Here is a 23,009-nt window from a genome sequence, read left to right as displayed (position 1 = left end):
ATGATACTACCCAAAAGGGTGGAAAAGTAGGACACCGCCGAACACACATTAAGACCCGAGCCCCCCAAACACACCAATTGGGGGGCTCGGGCATTTGTGTATATGGAAAACAATCGACCATTCATCGAGGCGAATTAATTGGCCGAGAATGGTTGATATTTATGCAACTGTCTCGTTTCGCCGGCACCCGGCTATCCTTTCGGAAAGACGGTTGATCGATCAGGAAGGCGACTGTGGCCGAGGACAGACAAGGCGGCAGCGACGAACGGCGACCCCGCCGGGCGACGGGCGACGGTCCGCGCGCCGGCGGGAACAGTGGGTACCGCCCGGGCGCCAACGGTGCTCAGCGCTCCGGCGCGAGTGGTGGCGCACCTCGGGGCAACCGTGATCGGCCGAGTCCGCCATGGTCCTCGGGCCCCAGTCGCCGGCGGGACCAGAACGGCGAAGACCAACCGGTCGGACCGCGCATTCCACCCGAGATCGAAGCCAAGCAGCTTTCCCCGGAAATCCGCAGTGAACTCATCACCCTGGACAAGTCCACGGCCGACGTCGTGGCCCGCCACCTGGTGGCTGCCGGGGAACTCCTCGAAGACGATCCCGCCGCTGCGCTGGAACATGCGCGTGCCGCACGTGCCCGCTCCGGTCGCATCGCCGCCGTCCGCGAGGCCGTGGGTATCGCGGCCTATTACTGCGGCGACTGGGCGCAGGCGCTCGCCGAACTGCGTGCCGCCCGCCGGATGGGCAGCAAGTCCGCCCTGCTGCCGTTGATCGCCGACTGCGAACGCGGTGTGGGACGCCCGGAACGCGCCGTCGAGTTGTCCCGTAGCGAAGAGGCCCTGCAGCTCACCGGCGACGACGCCGACGAACTGCGCATCGTGGTGGCGGGCGCGCGATCCGATCTCGGGCAGCACGAACAGGCCCTGGCGCTGCTTTCCAGCCCGCCCCTGGATACCACCCGCCTCGGCACCACCAGCGCCCGGCTGTTCTACGTCTATGCCGAGACGTTGCTCGCACTCGGCCGCACCGATGACGCGGTGCAGGCCTTCATCAACGCCGCCGCGGTCGATGTCGAAGGTGTCACCGACGCCGAAGAACGTCTCACCGAGCTGACCTGAGATGGGCACCTTGGCACAGGAGCATGACTGCCTGCTCCTGGATCTCGACGGCACCGTGTTCCGCGGCCACGAACCCACCACCGGCGCGGTGGACAGCCTGGCCGCGCTGGACGCCCGCACCCTGTACGTCACCAACAACGCGTCGCGCTCGGCGGCCGAGGTCGCCGGTCACCTTCGCGAACTCGGCTTCCACGCCCAGGCCGACGACGTCGTCACCAGCGCGCAGAGCGCCGCCCGGATGCTGGCGAGCCAACTGCCCGCCGGCGCCACCGTCCTGGTCGTCGGTACCGAGTCGTTGGCGGCCGAGATCGTCGCCGTCGGCCTGAAACCCGTCCGGGCGTTCGATGAGAACCCCGTCGCAGTCGTGCAGGGCCACAACCCGGAGACGGGCTGGCCCATCCTGTCCGAGGCCGCCCTGGCGATCCGGGCCGGCGCCCTGTGGGTCGCGGCCAATGTGGACCGCACGCTGCCGTCCGAGCGCGGACTGCTGCCCGGCAACGGTTCCATGGTCGCTGCGCTGTGCACCGCCACCGATGTCGAACCTCAGGTCGCCGGCAAGCCGGCCCCGACGTTGATGAACGACGCGCTGGCCCGGGGTGACTTCACGACACCGCTGGTGATCGGCGACCGCCTGGACACCGACATCGAGGGCGCCAACGCCGCGGGACTGCCCAGCCTCATGGTGCTCACCGGTGTGAACAACGCCGCCGACATGGTGCACGCGGCGCCCGGCAGCCGCCCCGATTTCCTGTCCGAGGACCTGCGCGCACTGCACACCGATGCCGAGGTTCTGCGGATCGCCGCGCACCCGGCATGGCAGATCGAGACCAGCGGATCGACGCTCACCGTGCGGTCCACCGGCGCCGACGCCGGCGATCCGCTGAGCATCGTGCGGGCCACGGCGCACGCGGTGTGGGCCGGCGGCAACAGCGTCGCCGTCGCGGCCGGCGACGACACGGCGCGCGCCGCACTGCAACGCTGGTCGCTGCTCACCTGACCGCATCGGCTAGCGTGATCAGCGATATGAGTACCGATCCTGAGCAGATCCGCACCCAGATTGCGGCACTGTTGGCAGACCTGCCGGATATCGAATCCGGCGGGCTGGAGGACTCCGAAATCGACGCCGTCGCAGCGCGCCTGGAAGAGGCGCACGACCTGCTGGTCCGCGCCCTGGAATCGGTGGAGGGCCGGGGCGACGCGATCCGGGGGCGCTGACCCGATGACGCGACGAGCGCGGGTGGACGCCGAACTGGTGCGGCGCGGACTGGCCAGGTCACGGCAGCAGGCCGCCGAACTGATCGGCGCGGGACGGGTCCGCATCGACGGCATGCCGGCGGCCAAACCCGCCACCGCGGTATCGGTGGACGCCAACCTCACCGTCGCCGCCGATGAACGCACCTGGGTATCGCGGGGCGCGCACAAACTGATCGGGGCGCTCGACGCCTTTGGTGTGTCCGTCGAGGGCCGCCGGTGCCTGGATGCCGGGGCATCGACCGGCGGTTTCACCGAGGTCCTGCTGGACCGGGGTGCCGCCGAGATCGTCGCCGCCGATGTCGGGTACGGACAGCTCGCGTGGTCGCTGCGCTCCGATGAACGGGTTCATGTCCTGGAACGCACGAACGTCCGGACCCTCACCCCGGAGGCCATCGGCGGCCCGGTCGACCTGGTGGTCGCCGACCTGTCGTTCATCTCGCTGGCCACCGTGCTGCCCGCGCTCACCGCGTGCTGCCACCGAGACGCCGATATCGTCCCGATGGTGAAACCACAGTTCGAGGTCGGCAAGGACCGGGTCGGCGCCGGTGGCGTCGTCTCGGATCCGGCGCTGCGCGCCGAGGCGGTACTGGCCGTCGCGCACCGCGCCGCCGAATTGCAATGGCACACAGTCGCTGTCACTGCCAGCCCACTGCCGGGTCCGTCCGGCAATGTGGAGTTCTTCCTGCGATTCCGGGCCGACACCGAGGAGCCACTGCTCGGTGAAGACCTGGAACGTGCTGTTGCTCGTGCGATCGACGAAGGGCCGCAATGACATCCGAACGATCCGTCCTGGTCGTCGTGCACACCGGGCGTGACGAGGCCACCGAGACCGCCCGCCGGGTGGAAAAGGTGCTCGGTGAACACGGCATCGGCCTGCGGGTGCTGACCGCCGAAGCGGTCGACCGTGGGTCGCTGCACCTCGCACCCGATGAGATCCGGGCGCTGGGCGTGGACATCGAGGTGGTCGACGCCGACGAGCAGGCCGCCGAGGGCTGCGAACTGGTGCTCGCGCTCGGTGGCGACGGCACGTTCCTGCGCGCCGCCGAACTGGCCCGCAACGCCGAGATCCCGGTGCTGGGTCTGAACCTCGGTCGCATCGGCTTCCTGGCCGAAGCCGAGCATGAGGCCCTCGACGAGGTCCTCGACCACGTCATCGCCCGCGACTACCGCGTCGAGAAGCGGATGACCCTGGACATCGTGGTCCGCGCGGGCGGCGGCGAGATTCTCGACCACGGCTGGGCGCTCAACGAGGCCAGCCTGGAAAAGGGACCGCGACTCGGAGTGCTGGGCGTGGTGCTGGAGGTCGACGGCCGACCGGTGTCCGGCTTCGGGTGCGACGGTGTGCTGGTCTCGACGCCCACCGGTTCCACCGCCTACGCCTTCTCGGCGGGCGGGCCGATCCTGTGGCCCGATCTCGAGGCGATCCTGGTGGTGCCCAACAACGCCCACGCGCTGTTCGCGCGGCCGATGGTCACCAGCCCGGACGCCTCCATCGCCATCGAGATCGAGGCGAGCGGCAACGATGCGGTGGCCTTCTGTGATGGCCGGCGCAAGATGATCGTGCCGGCGGGCGCGCGCCTGGAGGTGACCCGCTGCGAGACCTCGCTGAAGTGGGTGCGACTGGACAGTGCGCCGTTCACCGACCGGCTGGTGCGCAAGTTCCGGCTGCCCGTCACCGGATGGCGCGGCCAGTAGTGCTCTCCGAGATACGCATCGATTCCCTGGGTGCGATCAGCTCGGCGACCGCCGAGTTCGATCGCGGCCTGACCGTGCTGACCGGCGAGACCGGCGCAGGCAAGACGATGGTGGTGACCGGTCTGCACCTGCTCGGCGGCGCGCGGGCCGATGCCAGCCGGGTACGCACCGGCGCCGATCGGGCCGTGGTGGAAGGCCGTTTCGCCACAACCGATCTCGGTGACGATGTCACCGGGCGCATCGATGAGATCCTGGAATCCTCCGGTGCCGACCGCGACGACGACGACAGCATCATCGCGGCGCGGTCGGTCAGCCGCGAGGGTCCGTCGCGGGCCTACCTCGGCGGGCGCAGCGTGCCGGCGAAATCGCTGAGCGGCTTCACCAACGAGCTGCTGGCACTGCACGGACAGAACGATCAGCTGCGGCTGATGCGCCCCGATGAGCAACGCGTTGCGCTGGACCGGTTCGCCGACGTCAGCACACCGCTACGCAAGTACCGGGCGCTGCGGGAGGAGTGGCTGACCGCACGCCGCGACCTCATCGACCGCACGCAGCGGGCCCGCGAACTCGCGCTCGAGGCGGACCGGCTGACCTTCGGGCTCAACGAGATCGACACCGTCGACCCGGCGCCGGGCGAGGACGACGCGCTTGTCGCCGACATCCGGCGGCTCTCCGAACTCGATGCGCTGCGCGAGTCCGCCGCCGGGGCACGCGCCGCGCTGGCAGGTCCGCCCGACGATGACGGCACCGACGCGGCCTCGGCGGCGGCCAATGTCGCCTCGGCCAGGGCCGCCCTGCAGGGCACCGATGACAGCGCCCTGCAGGCGTTGGGGGACCGGCTGGCAGAAGCGGTCGCCGTCATCGCCGATGTGTCGACCGAACTCGGCGATTTCCTGTCCGAACTGCCCAGCGACGCCAGCACGCTGGAAGGCAAACTGGCCCGGCAGAGCGAGCTGCGCGGATTGACCCGCAAGTACGGTGCCGATATCGACGCCGTGCTGGCCTGGGCGAAGGAATCGCGGGACCGGCTGTCCCAGCTCGACGTCTCCGAGGAGGCGCTGGCGGGGTTGCAGCAACATGTCGATGACCTGCAGGCCAAGGTGGTCGCCGCGGCCGCCGACCTCACCAAGGCCCGCACCAAGGCGGCCAAAGGGCTGTCCAAGGCGGTCACCGCCGAGTTGTCCGGGCTGGCGATGACGGGAGCCGATTTCGGTATCTCGTTGGCGCCGTTGGCCGCCCGAGCCGATGACTCCGCACCGATCACGCTGGCCGGTGGCGTGTCCGCGCACGCCGGGCAGCACGGGGTCGACGCAGTCGAGTTCGGGTTCGCCGCGCACCGCGGCACCGAACTGCTGCCGCTGGCCAAGAGTGCCTCCGGCGGTGAGCTGTCGCGCGTCATGCTGGCCCTGGAGGTGGTGCTGTCTGCGTCGGCGGAGGGCACCACGATGGTGTTCGACGAGGTCGACGCCGGCGTCGGCGGGCGCGCCGCGGTGCAGATCGGTCGCCGCTTGGCCCGGCTGGCCCGCACCCATCAGGTCATCGTCGTCACCCACCTGCCGCAGGTGGCCGCCTACGCCGACACCCATCTGGTGGTGGAGAGCGGTCCGAAGTCCAGCCGCGTGGTGCGTCTGCAGGACGAAGACCGGGTGGCCGAGCTGGCCCGCATGCTGGCCGGGCTCGGCGACACCGACAGCGGCCGGGCACATGCGCGTGAGCTGTGGGAGTCCGCCCAGCGCGACCGCGAAGAGTAGTCAGGCCGGGTTGGCGGGAGACAGTCCCGCGCCGCTCCAGCGCAACGGGCTGACATCGGTCAGTTCCACGACCTCCTCGATGGTGAACTCGACTGCGCACTGTGCTCCGGGCCCGCTCTCCCAGATGATCTCCGCGGTGCCGGTGAGCTGCAGGGTGGTCCCGGCGTCCCAGTCCGGGATCAGCAGTCCGGCCCGCGGGTTGGCGCTGATATTGCCCAACGTCATGAACATCGAGTTGCCGCGGTAGTCCGGCCAGCGCAGCCGGTTCGGCGAAAGTACCTGCAGGAAGCCCGGATTGCCGCCGCGGTGCGAAGCATCGGCGTTGCCTTCGGTATCCGCGGAACCGATGAAGAAGGTGTCGGCGGCGGACACGATCTGCCCGGTGCGCGCGTCCAAAGCATGGGCCTGGCGCCGCACGTGATCGTCGGACACACCCGCCACCCCTTCGATATGCCTGCGGGAGATGTACTTCGGGCAGTTCGAGTACACCTGGTCGGGCTGGATCAGCAGGCCGGCGCCGGTCGGGACGGCGACGCCGTTGACCCGCATGCGGCGCCTGGTCTGCGGCTGCACCGCGATCATGCCGACCCGGTGCGGGGTCGCGGTCAGCACGTCGTGCAGCGGGTCGCCGGTGACGGGCAGCGCGTCGACGGCGATCTGCTCGTCGGTGACGTGCACGAATCCGGGCGGGCCGGTCAGCAGGCTCGCCCAGATCCGGCCGGCGTCGCCGGCCGCGGCAAGCACGACCATCGGTTGGTCGGCCAGGAATTCGGCCGCGGCCTCCGGGATCTCGTCGCGGACCATCCCACCGAGACGTGCGGCGATCTCACTCTGGCCCAGGCGCTGCTGTACCGCGAGCTCGCCCGCGTGATAGACGGTCATCGGACGGCTCAGAAGAATCCGCAGGTGGGTGACTCGCCGGTGGGCGCGGGCTGGGCCTCGGCACCGTTCGGCGCGAAGACCTCAAGCCGGATGCCGTCCGGGTCGGTGAAGAAGATGCCTCCCGAGGACGCACCCTCCCCGTGGGCAACCACACCGTCGTGGGCGAACGTGACGCCCAGCGCCTTGAGCGCGCGCTCCACGGTCCGCACCTGCTCGATGCTGTCGACCTGAAAGGACAGGTGGTGCAGGCCGGGTGTCCGGGTGGAGAACTCGCCGTTGCTCTGTTGCCACAACGTGAGGCGCAGGTTGCCGTCGAAGCCCAGGAAGGCGAAGCGGCGGTCGCCCTCGTCGTTGATCCCGATCTGTTCGAAACCCAGTGCGCGCCGGTAGAAGTCCACCGACCGGGTGAGGTCGGTGACGTTGAGCCCGACGTGGCCGGGAGCGAGCTGCGGGGCGGTGGCTGTACTCATCCTGATCCTCCATGTAACCGGTATAAGTCCCTTCGCAGGTTAGGGCGGTTCGGCTGTCGTGTCAACCATCTATCTTGGTTTCAGTGGTTAGTGCGTTACGCTGGGGTCATGAATGATCCGCGTCCGCACGTCGGGGAACCCCTCGCGCTGGATCTGCTCAACACCGTCTGGATGTCGCCCGACGGACCGCGTGACCTGCTCACCGACGTGGCCGGCCTGCGTTCCTGGCTGGTGGCCAATGATCTGGATGAGCGCTGCCCGGCCGATGAGAAGACGCGGGTGGCGTTGGTGCGCGCTCGCGAGGCGGTGCTGCGCGCGGTGGCAGAGGACGAGGTCGACGAGTTGAACGCGGTACTGGATCACGGACGGGTCCGTCGCCTGCTGGCTGAGAGCGGCCCGCGCGAGGAGGCCGATGTGGCGCGTCCGGAGTGGCTGCCGGGCTGGCTGGCCGCCGACGATCTGCTGCGCCTGCTCGCCCGGGCCCCCGACCGCATCAAACAATGCGCCCACGAGCACTGCGTGCTCTGGTTCCACGACACGTCGAAAAACGGCACCCGGCGGTGGCATTCAATGACCACCTGTGGCAACCGCGCCAAGGCCGCCCGGCACTACGCGGCGAGGCGCGATTGAGATCGTGTTGATGTTGCAGATGTGACAAAAGAAAACTTATGGGGCTGGTGTTACGGCGCGCCTCCACCTCAACTTGAGGGTTTATCGCCAGAATCGCCGCATGAAGATGTCAGCGTTGCTATCGCGTAATGCCAGCTCAAAGCCGGGCGTCATCGGTACTGCCCGCGTTGACCGCGACATTGACCGATTGCTCCGGCGCATCGGGCCCGGCGACATCGTCGTCCTCGATGCACAGGACCTCGACCGCATCACCGCGGACGCACTCGTGGAGGCGGAGGTCGCCGGCGTCGTCAACGCCTCGCCGTCCATCTCGGGTCGCTACCCCAACCTCGGTCCCGAGGTTCTGGTGGCCAACGGCATCGTCCTCATCGACGAAGCGGGACCCGAGATCTTCAAGAAGATCAAGGACGGCGCGCGCATCCGGATCAACAACGGCGGCGTCTACTCCGGAGACCGCCGCATCGGGCTCGGTACCGAGCGCACCGATCTGGAGATCCACGAGCTCATGGTGGAAGCCAAGAGCGGGCTCGTCGCACACCTGGAAGCCTTCGCCGGCAACACCATCGAGTTCATCCGCAGCGAGAGCCCGCTGCTGATCGACGGGATGGGCATCCCCGACATCGATGTCGACATGGACCGCAGGCATGTCGTGGTGGTCGCCGAGGGACCCACCGCCGCCGACGACCTGAAGGCGCTCAAGCCGTTCATCAAGGAGTACCAGCCGGTGCTGGTCGGGGTCGGCGCCGGAGCCGATCTGCTGCGCAAGGCCGGGTACCGGCCCGCGCTCATCGTCGGCGATCCGAGCACCATCAGCACCGACGCGCTGCGCTGCGGTGCCCAGGTCGTGCTGCCCGCCGACGCCGACGGTCACGCCCCCGGTCTGGAACGCATCCAGGATCTCGGGGTCGGCGCCATGACGTTCCCGGCCGCCGGATCGGCCGCCGACCTGGCGCTGCTGCTGTGCCACCACCATGGCGCGTCGCTGATCGTCACCGCAGGTCACAGTGCCACCATCGAAGAATTCTTCGACCGGTCCCGTCAGCAGAGCAACCCTTCGACATTCCTGACCCGGCTCAAGGTCGGCGAGAAACTCGTCGACGCCAAGGCCGTCGCCACCCTCTACCGCAGCCGGGTCTCGGCCGGCGCGATCGCCCTGCTGGTACTCGCGATGCTGGTCGCGGTGATCGTTGCGCTGTGGGTGACCCGGGTCGACGCGACCGTGATCGACTGGGTCGTCGACTACTGGAACCGCTTCCTGCTCTGGGCCCAGGGCTTGGTGTCCTAGCTCCCGCGACACCCTGAATCCTTCCGAAGGGTTGCATCATGATTTCGCTGCGCACGCATGCCATTTCGCTGGCCGCGGTCTTCCTCGCCCTGGCGGTGGGGGTGGTGCTGGGCTCCGGGCTGTTCTCCGACACGGTGCTGTCCGGGTTGCGCAGTGACAAGGCCGACCTCCACACCGAGATCGAGACGCTGACCGACGAGAAGAACGAACTCAACGAGAAGCTCAGCGCGGCAGGGGAGTTCGACGGGATCGTGGCGCCGCGCATCCTGCGCGACACCCTGCGGGACAAATCGGTGGTGATCTTCCGGACCCCCGACGCCGCCGACGACGATGTGGACGCCGTCGTGCGACTGGTCGGGCAGGGCGGTGCCACCACCACCGCAACCATTGCCCTGACCCCGCAGTTCGTCGATGCGAACTCCTCGGAAAAACTGCTGTCGGTGGTCAATTCACCGATCGTGCCGGTGGGCCGGCAGCTGAGCACCGCCTCGTTGGACCAGGGCTCTCAGGCCGGTGATCTGCTCGGGATCGCGCTGTTGCGGGGCAAGGAGCAGGCCGTCCCCGAAGATCAGCGCGAGACCGTGCTGGCGACCCTGCGGGACACCGGATTCATCACCTACGACGCGCAGGGTATCGAGGCCGCGGACACCGCCGTCATCATCACCGGGGGCTCGCTCGGTGATGACGCGGGTAACCGGGGGACCACCGTGGCGCGTTTCGCCGCCGGCCTGGCCCCGCACGGCGGGGGCATCGTGCTCGCCGGACGCGACGGATCGGCGACCGGAACCGCGGCCGTCGCGGTGACCCGTTCGGATGCCGGCCTGGCCGCAGCGGTCAGCACGGTCGACGACGTGGACCTCGAGTCCGGGCGCATCACCACGGCCCTGGCGCTGAGCGATCTGCTGCGTGGCGGGCAGCCCGGCCGGTACGGCATCGGTCAGGGCGCGAACTCCGTCACCGTCCCGCAGTAAGCCACAACACCCGGCGCGTCAGGCGCGGCTTGTCGGCGCTGGTGTTAAGGTGAGATTCCGTGGGTCGGCAGGCCCTGAGTTGATGAAAATCGACTCGCCCCATCGCCACGGAGGTTGTTCTTGCCATCGTTACGCAAGCACCCGCAGACCGCGACCAAACACATCTTCGTCAGCGGTGGTGTCGCGTCCTCACTCGGTAAAGGCCTGACGGCCAGTAGCCTCGGCCAGTTGCTCACTGCGCGCGGTTTGCAGGTGACGATGCAGAAGCTCGATCCCTACCTCAACGTCGATCCCGGCACCATGAACCCGTTCCAGCACGGTGAGGTGTTCGTCACCGAAGACGGCGCGGAGACCGACCTCGACGTCGGCCACTATGAGCGCTTCCTGGATCGCGACCTGTCCGGGTCGGCCAACGTGACCACCGGTCAGGTGTACTCCTCGGTGATCGCCAAGGAGCGCCGCGGCGAATACCTCGGCGACACCGTCCAGGTGATCCCGCACATCACCGACGAGATCAAGCGCCGGATTCTGGCGATGTCGGACGCGGACGACAAGGGCCACCGGCCCGATGTGGTGATCACCGAGATCGGCGGCACCGTCGGCGACATCGAATCCCTGCCGTTCCTGGAAGCCGCGCGCCAGGTCCGCCACGAGGTCGGCCGCGACAACGTGTTCTTCCTGCACGTCTCGCTGGTGCCGTTCCTCAAGCCCTCCGGGGAACTCAAGACCAAGCCCACCCAGCACTCGGTGGCCGCGCTGCGCAGCATCGGTATCGCCCCCGACGCACTGATCCTGCGGTGCGACCGGGAGGTCCCCGAAGGACTGAAGAACAAGATCGCGCTGATGTGCGACGTCGACATCGACGGCGTCATCTCCACCCCGGACGCGCCGTCGATCTACGACATTCCCAAGGTGCTGCACCGCGAAGAACTCGACGCGTACGTGGTGCGCAAGCTCAACCTGCCGTTCCGCGATGTCGACTGGACCCAGTGGAACGATCTGCTGCAGCGGGTGCACGAGCCCCAGGAGACCGTGCGGATCGCGTTGGTGGGCAAGTACATCGACCTCTCCGACGCCTATCTGTCGGTGGCCGAGGCGCTGCGCGCCGGTGGGTTCAAGCATTACGCCAAGGTCGACATCCAGTGGATCGCCTCCGATGACTGTGAGACCGACGCCGGCGCCATCGCTGCACTCGACGATGTACACGGTGTGCTGATCCCCGGCGGCTTCGGCATCCGCGGCATCGACGGCAAGCTGGGCGCCATCAGCTATGCCCGCAAGCGCGGCGTTCCGGTGCTCGGGCTGTGCCTGGGTCTGCAGTGCATCGTCATCGAGGCGGCCCGCTCGGTGGGGCTCACCGAGGCCAGTTCGGCCGAATTCGATCCGGACACCCCGGACCCGGTGATCGCCACCATGGCCGATCAGCTCGACGCCGTAGCCGGTGAGGCCGACCTGGGCGGCACCATGCGCCTGGGTGCGTATCCCGCCGTGTTGGAGCCGGGATCCATTGTGGCGCAAGCCTACGGCGCCACCGAGGTCTCCGAACGGCACCGGCACCGCTATGAGGTCAACAACCTCTACCGGGACCGGATCGCCGAGAGCGGCCTCAAATTCTCGGGCACCTCGCCGGACGGGCACCTCGTGGAGTTCGTCGAATACGGCGCCGATGTGCATCCGTTCCTGGTGGGCACCCAGGCCCACCCCGAACTCAAGAGCCGCCCGACCCGCCCGCACCCGCTGTTCGCCGCCTTCATCGGCGCCGCGCTGGACTACAAGGCCGGCGAGCTGCTCCCGCTGGAGCAGCTGTCGCGCTCCAACGGTGCCGAGCATCACGAGTCAGAACAGCACGAGGACGCCGAACCGGCCCACCGTGGCTGAACACGATTTCGTCACCCAGTCCAGCGAGACCGTCTACGCCGGAAAGATTCTCGCCCTGCGCCTGGATGAGGTGCACATGCCGGGCGGTGCCGTGGCACGACGTGAGGTGGTCGAGCATTTCGGTGCGGTGGCCGTCGTCGCACTCGATGACGACGACCGGGTGGCCATGGTCTACCAGTACCGGCACCCGGTGGGGCGCCGGCTCTGGGAGATCCCGGCCGGCCTGCTCGATGTGGGCGGGGAAGCCCCGGCACTGACCGCCGCGCGGGAACTGCACGAGGAAGCCGGCCTGGCCGCCGAGAACTGGTCGGTGCTCGTCGACATCGTGTCCTCACCCGGCTTCAGCGACGAAAGTGTGCGGGTCTTCCTGGCCACCGGGCTCTCCGAGATCGAGCGGCCCGACGCCGAGCACGAAGAGGCCGATCTGACACTGGACTGGCTGCCCCTCGGTGAGGCGGTGCAGCAGGTGCTGGCCGGTGAGATCGTCAATTCGATTGCGGTGGCCGGGATCCTGGCCGCCCACGCGGTCACCGACCGCTCCTCGCTGCGGCCGGTCGACAGCCCGTGGACGGATCTGCCCCACGCGTTCGCGGCCCGACAGGGCTGACCGTGACGACCGCGATGGGGGTGCTGGACGAGCAGATACAGGGCTACCTGGACCACCTCACCATCGAGCGTGGCGTCGCGGCCAACACCCTGAGCTCCTACCGGCGCGACCTGCGCCGCTACGCCGAACACCTGACCGCTCGCGGGATCGCCGATCTGCGCGCGGTCGGGGAGACCGATGTCAGCGACTTCCTGATCGCGCTGCGTAAGGGCGACCCGGACAACGGCACCACCGCGCTGTCGGCGGTGTCCGCGGCCCGCACGCTCGTCGCGGTGCGCGGGCTGCACCGCTTCCTCACCGCCGAAGGCGTCGTCGAGGTCGACGTCGCCCGCGCCGTCAAACCACCCACCCCGAGCCGGCGACTGCCCAAGAGCCTTACCCTCGACGAGGTGGTCTCCCTGCTGGAGGCCGCCGGCGGTGAACGCGAATCCGACGGGCCGCTGACGCTGCGCAACCGCGCGCTGCTGGAAGTCCTGTACTCGACCGGCGCCCGGATCTCCGAGGCCGTCGGGCTGGACATCGACGATGTGGACACCGAATCCCGCTCGGTGCTGCTGCGCGGTAAAGGCGGCAAGCAACGGCTGGTGCCCATCGGCAGGCCAGCGGTCAGCGCGCTGGACACCTACCTGGTGCGCGGACGCCCCGATCTGGCGCGGCGCGGCAAGGGCACGCCGGGCATCTTCCTCAATGCCCGCGGTGGCCGGCTGTCCCGGCAGAGTGCGTGGCAGGTGCTGCAGGATTCCGCCGAAGCGGCGGGGATCGCCTCGGCGGTCTCACCGCACACCATGCGGCACTCGTTCGCCACCCATCTGCTCGACGGCGGTGCCGATGTGCGCGTCGTGCAGGAACTGCTGGGCCACGCCTCGGTGACCACTACGCAGATCTACACGCTGGTCACGGTCAGCGCCCTGCGTGAGGTGTGGGCCGGGGCGCACCCGCGGGCCCGCTAACCGCCCAGGTAATCGGACTCCAGCACCAGGTCGGTCAGCAGCGTCTGGTACTCGGCGTGCGTCTTGTGCTCGACGGTCCGCCAGAGGGTGCCCTGATGTTCCTTCATGTAGGCGCGGTACCGCGGGGCGCCGGGAATCCCGACATTGTCGGCGACGACGACCGCGCCGGTGCGCAGCCAGCCCCGGTCCAGGACGGCGCGCAGATCGGTCAGGTAGGCGTCCTTGTCGTGGTCGATGAACAGGAAGTCCAGTTCCCCGGGCGCGAAGCCCAGCGCATCCAGGGTGGCGCCGCCGTCACCGATGGTGCCCACGACGCAGGTGACCCGGTCGGCGACCCCGGCGTGCGCCCAGATCCGGCGGGCCACCTCGGCGTTGGCCGCCGACAGTTCCACCGAGAACACCCGCGCCTGCGGTGCGGCCCGGGCGATGCGCAGCGCGCCGTATCCGCAGTAGGTGCCCAGCTCCAGCGCGGTCGACGGGGACACCCGGCGAACGGCGTCGTCGAGCAGCAGCCCTTTCTCGTCGCCGACGTTGATCAGGTAGGAGTGCTCGTAGGCGAACCGGTCGATGGCCGCGATGACGTCGTCGAGATCCCCGGGGCGGGCCTTGGTCTCCACGAAGTCCGCGGCGGCCGCTTCCCGGCCGTCACCGACCTGGCCGGTGGTGGTGATGTTGCGGACACCCCAGGCCAGCCGGATGAACGACCAGCGCAGGAACGGCAGCCGTCTGGTCAGGCTCATACCTGCGACATTAGCCAGCGGGTCTGCAGTACTGGACGGTTATCCACAGTTAGACTCTGCTGCGATGTTCGCCATGGATGAGGGCCACCCGACCTGCGTGGCTGCAGCGTGAGCGAAGACGACGCGGCCCCGGAGATCGGCCTCACCGGCCGCCCGCCCCGCGACATCCCCGAACCCCGCCCACGCAGCGTGCACGGCCCCGCCAAGGTCATCGCGATGTGCAACCAGAAGGGTGGCGTCGGGAAGACCACCTCGACCATCAATCTGGGCGCCAGCCTGGCCGAATACGGCCGGCGGGTGCTGCTGGTCGACCTGGACCCGCAGGGCGCACTGTCCGCCGGACTCGGGGTGCCGCACTACGAACTCGACCACACCGTGCACAACCTGCTGATCGAGCCGCGGGTGTCGATCGAACAGGTGATCATCAACACCCGGGTCCCCGGACTGGACCTGGTGCCCAGCAATATCGACCTGTCGGCCGCGGAGATCCAGCTGGTCAACGAGGTGGGCCGCGAGCAGTCACTGGCCCGGGCCCTCTATCCGGTGCTGGATCGCTACGACTACGTGCTCATCGACTGCCAGCCGTCGCTGGGCCTGCTCACCGTCAACGGGCTGGCCTGCTCGGACGGCGTGATCATCCCGACCGAGTGCGAGTACTTCTCGCTGCGCGGGCTGGCCCTGCTCACCGACACGGTCGAAAAGGTCAAGGACCGGCTCAACCCGAAGCTGGAGATCAGCGGCATCCTGGTCACCCGGTTCGACCACCGCACCGTCAACGCCCGTGAAGTGATGGCCCGGGTGGTCGAGCGGTTCGGCGATCTGGTGTTCGACACCGTCATCACCCGCACCGTGCGCTTCCCGGAAACCAGCGTGGCCGGTGAGCCGATCACCAGCTGGGCCCCCAAATCCACTGGCGCCCTTGCGTATCGGGCTCTTGCCCGCGAGGTCATCGCCCGGTTCGGGTCGTGACCGAGGCGGCTGCTCCCGAGGCCGCCCAGGGTTTCCAGGTCCGGCTGAGCAACTTCGAGGGACCCTTCGATCTGCTGCTGCAGCTGATCTTCGGGCACCGCCTCGATGTCACCGAGGTCGCGCTGCACCAGGTGACCGACGAGTTCATCGCCTACACCAAGGAGATCGGCCGCCAGCTCGAGCTCGACGAGACGACGGCGTTCCTGGTGATTGCTGCCACACTGCTGGACCTCAAAGCCGCCCGGCTGCTGCCGGCCGGCGAGGTGCACGACGAGGAAGATCTCGCCCTGCTGGAGGTGCGCGACCTGTTGTTCGCGCGGCTGCTGCAGTACCGCGCCTTCAAGCACGTCGCCGAGATGTTCGCCGAACTGGAGGCCGCCGCGCTGCGCAGCTACCCGCGTGCGGTCTCGCTGGAAACGCAGTTCGAAGAGCTGTTACCCGAGGTCATGCTGGGTGTGGACGCCGATCGCTTCGCTCAGATCGCGGCGACGGCGTTCACCCCGCGACCGGTCCCGACGGTGCGCCTGGACCATCTGCACATCCAGTCCGTCTCGGTGCCCGAGCAGGCCAAACGTCTGATGGGGCTGCTGGAAGCCCGGGGCGTGGGGCAGTGGGCGTCGTTTTCCGAGCTGGTCGAGGACTGCGACGGCGCGATGGAGATCGTCGGCCGCTTCCTGGCGCTATTGGAGCTGTACCGGGCCAGGGCGGTAGCATTCGAGCAAGTAGAACCGCTTGGTGTGCTCCAGGTTTCGTGGACCGGAGATCGGCCAACCAACGAACACCTCGCAGCCGCAGTGGAAGAAGACTCATGACCAACGATGTGACCGATACCGAACCGGGCGTCGACCCGGCTCCGGATTCGGACGCCGAGTTGATCGCCGATGAGACCCTGGAACCCACGGTCGAAGCGCTCGATGACGCCGAGTTCCGCTCGGTCATCGAGGCGCTGCTGTTGGTGGTCGACACCCCGGTGACGGTCGAGGCGCTGGCCTCGGCCACCGACAACCCGGAAGACCGGGTGGCGGCCACCCTCGCCGAACTGGCCGCCGAGTTGACCGAGCGGGACAGCGGGATCGATCTGCGTGACGCCGGCGGCGGCTGGCGGATGTACACCCGCGCCCGCTACGCCCCGTATGTGGAGCGGCTGTTACTTGACGGTTCGCGGTCCAAGCTGACCCGCGCCGCTCTGGAGACACTGGCCGTGGTGGCCTACCGTCAGCCCGTGACCCGCGCCCGGGTCAGCGCGGTGCGCGGCGTCAACGTCGACGCTGTGGTGCGCACCCTGGTGGCCCGCGGTTTGATCACCGAAGCGGGAAACGATTCCGATAGTGGCGCCGTCACTTTCGCCACCACCGAGCTGTTCCTGGAACGGCTCGGATTGTCATCGCTGGCTGATCTACCCGATATCGCGCCCCTGTTGCCCGATGTCGACGTCATCGATGACCTGAGTGAAAACCTCAGTGCCGAACCGCGCTTCGCGAAGCTCGACGGTTCGGCCGCTGTACCCGGCAAGCCGTCGGGTTTCGATGTGGACAAGGACTGATCATGGTCGAACCGGATGGTGTTCGGTTACAGAAAGTGTTGTCGCAGGCGGGAATTGCCTCGCGTCGTGTGGCAGAGCGGATGATTCTGGACGGCCGGGTCGAGGTGGACGGTCGCATCGTCACCGAGCTGGGCACCCGGGTGGACACCGAGAACTCGGAGATCCGGGTGGACGGCACCAGGGTGCAGCTCGACGACACCCTGGTCTACCTGGCGATCAACAAAGAGCGCGGTATGCACTCGACGATGTCGGATGACCGGGGCCGGCCCTGCGTGGGCGATCTGGTGGAGCACCGGGTGCGCGGGAACAAGAACCTGTTCCACGTCGGGCGCCTTGACGCCGAGACCGAGGGACTGCTGATCCTGACCAACGACGGCGAACTCGCGCACCGCCTGATGCACCCGTCCTACGAGGTCCCCAAGACCTATCTGGCCACCGTCGTCGGTTCGGTGCCGCGCGGGCTCGGCAAGAAACTGCGTGCCGGAGTGGAACTGGACGACGGACCGATTGCGCTCGACGATTTCGCGGTCGTCGACACGCTGCCGGGCAAGTCGATGGTGAAGGTCACGCTGCACGAGGGCCGCAAGCGCCTGGTGCGACGGCTGCTGGCCTCGGTGGGCTTCCCGGTCGAGAGTCTGGTGCGCACCAGCATCGGTGCAGTCGAACTGGGCGACACCCGGCCCGGCAATATCCGGGTGCTGACCCGCAAGGAAATCGGTGAGCTGTACCAGGCGGTGGGAATGTGAGTGACGTGCTGACGATCGCCCTGGACGGGCCCGCAGGAACCGGAAAGTCCTCGGTGTCACGCGGATTGGCGCGCACCCTCGGGTTGCGCTACCTGAACACCGGGGCCATGTACCGGATCGTGACGCTGGCGGTGCTGCGTGCCGGAGTGGACACCACCGATGCGCAGCGGGTGGCCGATATCGCGGGCCGTGTGGACCTGGCCGTCGGGTACGACCCCGATGAGGATCGGGCTTTCCTTGCCGGAGAAGATGTTTCGGCCGAGATCCGCGGTGACGCGGTCACCGGTGCGGTATCGGCGGTCTCCGCGGTGCCCGCGGTGCGGACACGGCTGGTGCAGCTGCAGCGCGAGCTGGCGGCCGGCGATGGCGGCGTGGTGGTCGAGGGTCGCGATATCGGCACCGTGGTGCTGCCGGATGCCGACGTGAAGATCTACCTGACGGCGTCGGCCGAGGTACGTGCGCAGCGGCGCCACGCACAGAACATCGCCGGCGGTATCGAGGATTCCTACCAGGCGGTGCTCGCCGATGTGAAGCGCCGCGACCATCTCGATTCCACCCGCGCGGTGTCACCGCTGCGGGCCGCCGATGACGCGGTGATCGTCGACACCAGCGACATGGACGAAGCACAGGTGATTGCTCACCTGCAGGAGCTGGTACAACAGCGGGCCGGAGCGAACCGATGAGCGAAGACGGCACCTGGTACGACGAAAGCGACTGGGAAGAAGGGTCTTTCGAGGACGACGGTGGCGAGGAGGACTACGCTCCGCCGCCGGTGCTCGCCGTGGTGGGACGCCCCAACGTCGGCAAGTCCACGCTGGTCAACCGGATCCTGGGCCGCCGCGAGGCCGTCGTCCAGGACATCCCTGGCGTGACCCGCGACCGGGTGTCCTATGACGCCAGCTATCTGGGCCGCCGCTTCGTGGTCCAGGACACCGGCGGCTGGGAACCCGACGCCAAGGGTCTGCAGCAGAAGGTGGCCGAGCAGGCGTCGATCGCCATGCAGACCGCCGACGCCATCGTCATGGTCGTCGACGCCATCACCGGCGCGACGTCGGCCGACGAGGCCGCGGCCAAGCGCCTGCAGCGCGCCGGGAAACCGGTGTTCCTGGCGGCCAACAAGGTTGACAACGAGCGCGGTGAGTCCGACGCCGCCGCACTGTGGTCGCTGGGCCTCGGACAGCCGTACCCGATCAGCGCGATGCACGGCCGCGGCGTCGCCGACCTGCTGGACAGCGTGCTGGAGAAGTTGCCCGAAGCCTCCGAGGTGGCCGGCGGTCCCGGCGGGCCGCGTCGCGTCGCGTTGGTGGGTAAACCCAACGTGGGCAAGAGTTCGTTGCTGAACCGGCTGACCGGTGACGAACGTTCGGTGGTGCACGATGTCGCGGGCACCACCGTGGATCCGGTGGACTCGCTGATCGAGTTGGGCGGAAAGCCTTGGCGTTTCATCGACACCGCCGGGTTGCGGCGCAAGGTCGGTACGGCCAGTGGGCACGAGTTCTACGCCTCGGTGCGCACCCACAGCGCCATCGACGCCGCCGAGGTGGTGGTCGTGCTGATCGACGGCTCTGTACCGCTCACCGAGCAGGACCAGCGGGTGCTGACCATGGTGATCGAGGCCGGGCGTGCGCTGGTGCTGGCGTTCAACAAGTGGGATCTGGTCGACGAGGACCGGCGCTACCTGTTGGACAAGGAGATCGACCGGGAGCTGGCGCAGTTGCAGTGGGCGCCGCGGGTCAACATCTCGGCCAAAACCGGTCGCGCCGTGCAGAAACTGGTGCCCGCATTGGAAACCGCGTTGCAGTCCTGGGATGCCCGCATCCCGACCGGGCGGCTGAACACGTTCTTCAAGGAGATCGTCGCGGCGACCCCGCCGCCGGTGCGCGGCGGTAAGCAGCCGCGCATCCTGTTCGCGACCCAGGCGGCCTCGCGCCCACCGACGTTCGTGTTGTTCACCAGCGGCTTCCTGGAGGCCGGCTATCGCCGGTTCCTGGAGCGCAAGCTGCGTGAGACCTTCGGATTCGAGGGCAGCCCGATCCGGATCAATGTGCGGGTCCGGGAGAAGCGCTCCGTCCGCAAGTAGCGCACGTCGCGTGAGTAGGGTGGCCATAGTGTCGACCGCTCACATGATTCTGATCGCATTGGCCGGCGTGGGTGCAGGAGCGATCAACGCCATCGTCGGCTCGGGCACCCTGATCACCTTCCCGACCCTGGTCGCTCTCGGCTTTCCTCCGGTCACCGCCACGATGTCGAACGCCGTCGGATTGGTGGCCGGGGGAGTGTCGGGCACCTGGGGCTACCGCCGCGAACTGCGCGGGCAGTGGAGCCGGCTGCGCTGGCAGATCCCGGCCTCGCTGCTCGGTGCCGGCGTGGGTGCCTGGCTGCTGCTGCACCTGCCGGAAAAGGTGTTCCAACAGGTTGTGCCGGTCCTGCTGGTGCTGGCCCTGGTGCTGGTGGTGGTCGGCCCCCGGATTCAGGCGTGGGCGCGCCGCCGCGCGGATTTTCTGGGCCAGTCCGCAGATCACGTCAGCGTGGGTCGAATGGCGGCACTGGTCACCGGGACGTTCGCGGTGGGGATCTACGGGGGCTACTTCACCGCGGCTCAGGGGATCCTGCTGATCGCGGTGATGGGGGCGCTGCTGCCCGAAGACATGCAGCGCATGAACGCCGCCAAGAATCTGCTGTCTCTGCTGGTCAACATTGTCGCCGCGATCGCGTACACGGCCGTCGCGTTCGATCGGATCAGCTGGGTCGCGGCCGGTCTGATCGCGGTGGGATCGTTGATCGGCGGATTCCTCGGCGCCCACTACGGGCGCCGGCTCTCGCCGGGTGCGCTGCGTCTGGTGATCGTGGTCGTCGGACTCATCGGGTTGTACCGCCTGCTCACGGTGTAGGGTGACCTGGACTTCAGGCAAGTGACAGGGGACTTCGATGGCTGAGCGTGCGTGCAGCACCGCGCCGTCGGCTCTGTCTGCCCTGGAGCCGTTCTGGCCGTCGCGACGGTCCATGGCGTTCAGCGAATGGTGTTGTCCGCGGGTTTGATTCCGCGTCCACCCTTCACCCAGCCGATTCCCGGCCCCTGAACGAAAGCCGAACCCATGCGTTCGCTCATCATCTTTGCTCTTGTCGGTATCGGCGCCCAGCTCGTCGACGGTGCGCTCGGGATGGCCTTCGGCGTCACGGCCTCGACGTTGCTCGTGCTGACCGGGGTGGCCTCGGCGCAGGCCAGCGCCGCAGTGCATCTCGCCGAGGTCGGCACCACCTTCGCCTCCGGCCTGTCGCACTGGAAGTTCAAGAACATCGACTGGTCGATCGTGGCCAAGCTCGGTGTGCCCGGCGCCATCGGCGCCTTCCTGGGCGCGACGGTGCTGTCCTCGCTGTCCACCGAGGACGCCGCGCCGCTGATGGCCGCGATTCTGCTGGGTATCGGTGTTTACGTGCTGGTCCGGTTCTCGCTCGGCCGCCCGCCCGGACTGAACAAGACCCACACCCCGCACACCGCGAAGTTCCTTGCCCCGCTGGGCGTCTTCGGTGGTTTCATCGACGCTTCCGGTGGCGGTGGCTGGGGACCGGTGACCACCAGCACGCTGCTGTCGCAGGGCAAGACCGCGCCGCGCACCATCATCGGTTCGGTCAGCGCCTCGGAGTTCCTGGTGGCGATCTCCGCGTCGATCGGCTTCGCCATCGGGCTGCGCGAAGAGTTTCTCGACAACCTGCCCATCGTGGCGGGCCTGGCCATCGGCGGCGTGATCGCGGCGCCGTTCGCGGCGTGGCTGGTGACCAAGGTCAGCCCGGCCCTGCTGGGTACCGCCGTCGGTGGCGTGATCGTGCTGACCAACAGTCAGAAGTTGGTCAAGTACTTCGGCATCACGGGCGCGTGGTCGACGGTCATCTACGCGACGATCGTCGTGGCCTGGGCGGGTCTGGTCTTCTACGCCTGGCGGTCGTCCAAGGCGCCGGAGTTCGTGCCCGCGGACCTGGAGGCCGAGGTCGAGACCGACGCGCCGCAGGTCGAGGACACCACGCGTTAGAAATGCTCGCGGGCCGACTCCTGCTCCAGAACTGCTTCGAGGTCGGTGAGCCGGTCCATCGTCGAGACCATGCGTCGGGTCCGGTTGTTGCGGGCCAACAGGTTCCGGTGCCGGTGGGTGAAGGCCCAGTAGCCGGCGGTGAACGGGCACGCATCGTCGCCGACCCGTTTCTTGGGATCGAACTCGCAGTCACCGCAATGGTCGCTCATCTTGTTGATGTAGGCGCCGCCGGAGGTGTAGGGCTTGGTCGCAAGTAACCCGCCGTCCGCGTGCTGACTCATGCCCACCACGTTGGTGGGCATGACCCAGCGGAAGCCGTCGACGTAGGCGGTGGCGAACCAGTCGGTGAGCTCATCGGGTCGGTAGCCGCGCTGCAGGGCGTGGCTACCGAGCACCATGAGGCGCTGGATGTGGTGGTTCCAGCCGCGGTCCCGGAGGCCTTTGAGGGCGTCGTGCAGACACCGGGCCGTGACGGCGTCGGCGTCGAGGCCGGCCCACCAGTCCGGCAGTCTGGTGCGGGCGTTGAGTTCGTTGTTCTCGGTGTAGTCCGGTCCGAAGTGCCAGTACAGGTGCCACATGTATTCGCGCCAGCCGAGGATCTGGCGGATGAAGCCCTCCACGGCGGCCAGCGGCGCCTGGTCGTCGCGGTAGGCCCGCTCGGCGGCCTCGACCGCGTCGAGTGGGTGCAGCACGCCGAGGTTCAGGGGCACCGACAGCAGCGAGTGCGACATCGCCCAGTCCTCGCCCATGATGGCGTCCTCGTAGCGGCCGAAGGCGGGCAGCCGGTGCTCGATGAAGCGGGTCAGCGCGCGCTTGGCCTCGGCGGGCGTGACGGCGAACAGGCGCGGCCCGTCGACGCCGACGGTGTCGAGGTTCATCCGGTCCAGGTCGCGGCGGACCTGCTCGTCGATATCGTCCTCGCGCGGCTTGTAGGGGGCGGGCACCTCCAGGGTCTTCTGCTTTTTCGGCGGGGGCTCGCGGTTGTCCTCGTCGTAGTTCCACCGGTTGCCGACGGGATCCTTGCCCTCCATCAGGACATCGAACCGGCGGCGCTGATCGCGGTAGAAGTCCTCCATCCGGAACCGGGTGCGTTGACCGGCCCACTCCTGGAAGTCCTTGCGGGGGAGCGCGAATGTCGGGGTGGGGAGGATGTCCTTGACCAGACCGTCCTTGTGGAGCCGATGGACGAATTTCTCGGCCGCGTGCGAGGTGGGTTCGTACACCAGCACGGGCCGGTTGAACTGGCGCAGCGCGTCGGTGTAGGTAGCGGCGTGGATGAGGGTGGAGCGCTCGCCGAGGTCTTTGTCGGCATGTCTGAGGGCCGACAGCACCAGATGGAGTTTCTGACGGTGATAGCGGCGCTTGGCCAACGCCGCGGTCGCCTCCACCAACAGCACCTCGCGGTGGGCGTGCTCGCCGCCGTAGGTGGCGGGGCCGAGCTGGTCGGCGAACAGCCACAGGGGAGTGTCATCGCGGGTCTGCGTCACCCGTCGTA

Annotated in this window: 24 protein-coding genes; 20 read left to right on the top strand and 4 right to left on the bottom strand. The window is 68.3% G+C overall.

The genetic code is table 11. From position 1 onward, the window contains the following. The first annotated feature begins 233 nt into the window (after positions 1–233). Genes ASE48_RS06285 through recN form a run of 6 tightly spaced genes read left to right on the top strand, consistent with a single transcriptional unit; the run spans position 234 to position 5,815 of the window. The gene (locus ASE48_RS06285) at positions 234–1,115 is read left to right on the top strand and encodes a tetratricopeptide repeat protein (protein ID WP_082614026.1); all 882 of its coding nucleotides are present in this window, start codon (positions 234–236) and stop codon (positions 1,113–1,115) included. Position 1,116: 1 nt separating this feature from the next. After that, a complete protein-coding gene (locus ASE48_RS06280; protein WP_057166180.1) occupies positions 1,117–2,112 on the top strand; it encodes an HAD-IIA family hydrolase in 996 nt (331 codons plus the stop codon). Between the two features lie 26 nt (positions 2,113–2,138). Next, entirely contained in the window at positions 2,139–2,330 is a 192-nt protein-coding gene (locus tag ASE48_RS06275; RefSeq protein ID WP_057166204.1) for a hypothetical protein, read from the top strand. A gap of 4 nt (positions 2,331–2,334) precedes the next feature. Continuing rightward, positions 2,335–3,141: a TlyA family RNA methyltransferase gene (locus tag ASE48_RS06270; protein ID WP_057166179.1), complete on the top strand. Its 807-nt coding sequence runs from the start codon at positions 2,335–2,337 to the stop codon at positions 3,139–3,141. After that, positions 3,138–4,064, top strand: a complete 927-nt coding sequence (locus tag ASE48_RS06265) for an NAD kinase (protein WP_057166178.1) — start codon at positions 3,138–3,140, stop codon at positions 4,062–4,064. Before ASE48_RS06270 ends, ASE48_RS06265 begins: the two co-directional genes overlap by 4 nt. Next, complete coding sequence (gene recN / locus ASE48_RS06260; protein ID WP_057166177.1) at positions 4,064–5,815, top strand: DNA repair protein RecN; 1,752 nt, start codon at positions 4,064–4,066, stop codon at positions 5,813–5,815. The genes ASE48_RS06265 and recN overlap by 1 nt, the downstream gene beginning before the upstream one ends. Here the strand turns inward: recN and ASE48_RS06255 are convergent, their stop codons facing one another. Both ASE48_RS06255 and ASE48_RS06250 read right to left on the bottom strand, forming a co-directional pair. Next, positions 5,816–6,697 carry a pyridoxamine 5'-phosphate oxidase family protein gene (locus ASE48_RS06255; RefSeq protein WP_057166176.1) on the bottom strand — a complete coding sequence of 294 codons (882 nt, stop codon included), beginning with the start codon at positions 6,695–6,697 and terminating at the stop codon, positions 5,816–5,818. A gap of 8 nt (positions 6,698–6,705) precedes the next feature. Then, a complete protein-coding gene (locus ASE48_RS06250; protein WP_057166175.1) occupies positions 6,706–7,167 on the bottom strand; it encodes a VOC family protein in 462 nt (153 codons plus the stop codon). Between the two features lie 108 nt (positions 7,168–7,275). On the opposite strand from ASE48_RS06250, the gene ASE48_RS06245 reads away from it, so the two are divergent. The 6 genes from ASE48_RS06245 (at position 7,276) to xerD (ending at position 13,488) form a co-directional block, all read left to right on the top strand. Next, entirely contained in the window at positions 7,276–7,797 is a 522-nt protein-coding gene (locus ASE48_RS06245) for a CGNR zinc finger domain-containing protein (protein ID WP_057166174.1), read from the top strand. 100 nt (positions 7,798–7,897) lie between these two features. Further along, positions 7,898–9,082, top strand: coding sequence for a putative cytokinetic ring protein SteA (steA, locus tag ASE48_RS06240; RefSeq protein WP_057166173.1), 1,185 nt, complete (start codon positions 7,898–7,900; stop codon positions 9,080–9,082). A gap of 38 nt (positions 9,083–9,120) precedes the next feature. Then, on the top strand, positions 9,121–10,053 hold the full coding sequence (locus ASE48_RS06235) for a copper transporter (RefSeq protein ID WP_057166172.1): 933 nt from the start codon (positions 9,121–9,123) through the stop codon (positions 10,051–10,053). A 120-nt stretch (positions 10,054–10,173) separates the two neighbouring features. Beyond that, positions 10,174–11,931 carry a CTP synthase gene (locus tag ASE48_RS06230; RefSeq protein ID WP_057166203.1) on the top strand — a complete coding sequence of 586 codons (1,758 nt, stop codon included), beginning with the start codon at positions 10,174–10,176 and terminating at the stop codon, positions 11,929–11,931. Beyond that, positions 11,924–12,538, top strand: a complete 615-nt coding sequence (locus tag ASE48_RS06225) for an NUDIX domain-containing protein (protein WP_057166171.1) — start codon at positions 11,924–11,926, stop codon at positions 12,536–12,538. The genes ASE48_RS06230 and ASE48_RS06225 overlap by 8 nt, the downstream gene beginning before the upstream one ends. Before the next feature lie 14 nt (positions 12,539–12,552). Continuing rightward, the gene (gene xerD, locus ASE48_RS06220; protein ID WP_057166202.1) at positions 12,553–13,488 is read left to right on the top strand and encodes a site-specific tyrosine recombinase XerD; all 936 of its coding nucleotides are present in this window, start codon (positions 12,553–12,555) and stop codon (positions 13,486–13,488) included. Here xerD and ASE48_RS06215 read toward each other — a convergent pair. Then, positions 13,485–14,228 (bottom strand): O-methyltransferase, encoded by a 744-nt coding sequence (locus tag ASE48_RS06215; protein WP_057166170.1) that lies wholly within the window; start codon positions 14,226–14,228, stop codon positions 13,485–13,487. The two genes, xerD and ASE48_RS06215, sit on opposite strands and share 4 nt — an antisense overlap. 108 nt (positions 14,229–14,336) lie before the next feature. On the opposite strand from ASE48_RS06215, the gene ASE48_RS06210 reads away from it, so the two are divergent. From ASE48_RS06210 to ASE48_RS06175, 8 genes are all read left to right on the top strand, one after another. Further along, positions 14,337–15,197, top strand: a complete 861-nt coding sequence (locus tag ASE48_RS06210) for a ParA family protein (RefSeq protein WP_200962084.1) — start codon at positions 14,337–14,339, stop codon at positions 15,195–15,197. After that, on the top strand, positions 15,194–16,009 hold the full coding sequence (locus ASE48_RS06205) for a segregation/condensation protein A (protein WP_057166168.1): 816 nt from the start codon (positions 15,194–15,196) through the stop codon (positions 16,007–16,009). The genes ASE48_RS06210 and ASE48_RS06205 overlap by 4 nt, the downstream gene beginning before the upstream one ends. Further along, entirely contained in the window at positions 16,006–16,740 is a 735-nt protein-coding gene (gene scpB, locus ASE48_RS06200) for an SMC-Scp complex subunit ScpB (protein ID WP_057166167.1), read from the top strand. The genes ASE48_RS06205 and scpB overlap by 4 nt, the downstream gene beginning before the upstream one ends. Before the next feature lie 2 nt (positions 16,741–16,742). Further along, entirely contained in the window at positions 16,743–17,486 is a 744-nt protein-coding gene (locus tag ASE48_RS06195; RefSeq protein ID WP_057166166.1) for a pseudouridine synthase, read from the top strand. After that, positions 17,483–18,169 (top strand): (d)CMP kinase, encoded by a 687-nt coding sequence (cmk, locus tag ASE48_RS06190; protein WP_057166165.1) that lies wholly within the window; start codon positions 17,483–17,485, stop codon positions 18,167–18,169. Before ASE48_RS06195 ends, cmk begins: the two co-directional genes overlap by 4 nt. Next, positions 18,166–19,566 (top strand): ribosome biogenesis GTPase Der, encoded by a 1,401-nt coding sequence (gene der, locus ASE48_RS06185; protein WP_057166164.1) that lies wholly within the window; start codon positions 18,166–18,168, stop codon positions 19,564–19,566. Before cmk ends, der begins: the two co-directional genes overlap by 4 nt. Before the next feature lie 43 nt (positions 19,567–19,609). Next, positions 19,610–20,377 (top strand): sulfite exporter TauE/SafE family protein, encoded by a 768-nt coding sequence (locus ASE48_RS06180; protein WP_057166163.1) that lies wholly within the window; start codon positions 19,610–19,612, stop codon positions 20,375–20,377. Positions 20,378–20,581: 204 nt separating this feature from the next. After that, on the top strand, positions 20,582–21,514 hold the full coding sequence (locus ASE48_RS06175; protein ID WP_057166162.1) for a sulfite exporter TauE/SafE family protein: 933 nt from the start codon (positions 20,582–20,584) through the stop codon (positions 21,512–21,514). On the opposite strand, the gene ASE48_RS06170 is transcribed toward ASE48_RS06175, so the two are convergent. Continuing rightward, entirely contained in the window at positions 21,511–23,001 is a 1,491-nt protein-coding gene (locus ASE48_RS06170) for a cryptochrome/photolyase family protein (RefSeq protein WP_156409077.1), read from the bottom strand. The two genes, ASE48_RS06175 and ASE48_RS06170, sit on opposite strands and share 4 nt — an antisense overlap. Between the last annotated feature and the right edge of the window lie 8 nt (positions 23,002–23,009).

The sequence above is a fragment of the Mycobacterium sp. Root265 genome (genome assembly GCF_001428895.1).
GTDB lineage: Bacteria > Actinomycetota > Actinomycetes > Mycobacteriales > Mycobacteriaceae > Mycobacterium.
This window is presented reverse-complemented; position numbering and strand designations above follow the sequence as displayed.